The organism is Streptomyces sp. GC420, assembly GCF_009916105.1.
Taxonomy (GTDB): domain Bacteria; phylum Actinomycetota; class Actinomycetes; order Streptomycetales; family Streptomycetaceae; genus Streptomyces.
In genome coordinates this window covers 1-1,718 of record NZ_JAAAXQ010000714.1, presented here as the reverse complement: position 1 = coordinate 1,718, position 1,718 = coordinate 1, and the positions used below count along the sequence as shown (strand labels likewise).

Here is a 1,718-nt window from a genome sequence, read left to right as displayed (position 1 = left end):
CATGACCGATGTTCGACTTCAACGACCCGAGGAACAACGGCTCCTCACGCCCCTGGCCGTACGTCGCCAGCAACGCCTGCGCCTCGATCGGATCACCCAACCGCGTCCCCGTCCCATGCGCCTCCACGACGTCGACGTCGGAGGAGCGCAGGCCCGCGCTCTCCAGCGCCTGCCGGATCACCCGCTCCTGCGAAGGACCGTTCGGCGCCGTCAGACCATTGCTCGCACCGTCCTGGTTCACCGCACTGCCCCGCAGCACCGCCAGCACCCGGTGACCATTACGCCGCGCGTCCGACAACCGCTCCACCAGCAGCAGACCGACGCCCTCGGACCAGGAGGTGCCGTCCGCGGCCGCCGCGAAGGACTTGATACGCCCGTCCGGCGCCAGCCCCCGCTGCCGGGAGAACTCCACGAAGACGTGAGGTCCGGCCATGACGGTGACGCCGCCCGCGAGGGCGAGGTCGCACTCGCCGTTGCGCAGGGCGTTCGCCGCCAGGTGGAGCGCGACCAGGGAGGACGAGCACGCCGTGTCCACGGTGACGGCCGGGCCTTCGAGGCCGTACGTGTACGACAGCCGGCCCGACACGACACTGGACAGGTTGCCGGCGAGCAGGAAGCCCTCGTACTCCTCGGGGCTGGCCGCCAGCCGGGACACGTAGTCGTCGTACATGGCGCCGGTGAAGACGCCGGTACGGGAGCCGCGCAGGGTGGTGGGGTCGATGGCGGCGTTCTCGAAGGTCTCCCAGGCGGTCTCCAGCAGCAGTCGGTGCTGCGGGTCCATGGCCACCGCCTCGCGGGGCGGGATCCCGAAGAACCCGGGGTCGAACCGGTCGGCGTCGTGCAGGAATCCGCCGTGCCGCACGTAAGAGGTGCCCGTGTGCTCGGGGTCCGGGTCGTACAGCGCGTCCAGGTCCCAGCCGCGGTTGCCGGGGAAGGCACTGACCGCGTCCGTTCCGTCCGCGACCAGCCGCCACAGGTCCTCGGGGGAACCGACCCCGCCCGGATAACGGCACGCCATGCCCACGATCGCGATCGGGTCGTCGGCCGTGGTGGCGGCATGGGTCGCCCGGGTCGCTGCCGCGTCGACGGGGACGCCGGTCAGCCGGGACAGCAGGTGCTCGGCGACCGCCTGGGGCGAGGGGTGGTCGAAGACGACGGTGGCGGGCAGCCGGAGCCCGGTGGCGGTGTTCAGCCGGTTGCGCAGTTCCACCCCGGCGAGCGAGTCGAAGCCGACCTCCTGGAAGGCCCGCTTGGGGTCCAGGCGGCTGGGGTCGGTATGGCCGAGGACACCGGCGACCGTGCCACGCACCAGGTCGAGCACGGCCTCGCGGCGCTGCTCCTCGGGGAGCGCCGCCATGCGCGCCGCCCAGTCGGTGCCACCGCTCGCCGTGGCCGCGGCGGCGGTGCGCCGTGGCCGGTTCCGCACCAGGCCGCGCAGCAGGGCCGTGGGTTCGGTCCCGGCCGACCGCAGGGCGGGCAGATCGAGGGCGGCGGGGACGCGCAGCGGACGCCCGGCGGCGAGCGACGCGTCGAAGAGTGCCAGGCCCTGCTCGGGGCTCAGCGGCCTGATGCCCGCCCGGGTCCACCGTGCCAGGTCGGCCTCGCCGAGGGTGCCGCCCATGCCGTGCGTGCCGTCCCACAGTCCCCAGGCGAGGGACAGGGCCGGCAGCCCCTGGGCCTGCCGGTGGACCGCCAGCGCATCCAAAAACGCGTTCGCC

General features: G+C 73.6%; 1 protein-coding gene. It reads right to left on the bottom strand.

Translation table 11 applies throughout. From position 1 onward, the window contains the following. On the bottom strand, positions 1-1,718 hold a 1,718-nt coding region (locus GUY61_RS38040; RefSeq protein ID WP_166634851.1), incomplete at both ends, for a type I polyketide synthase.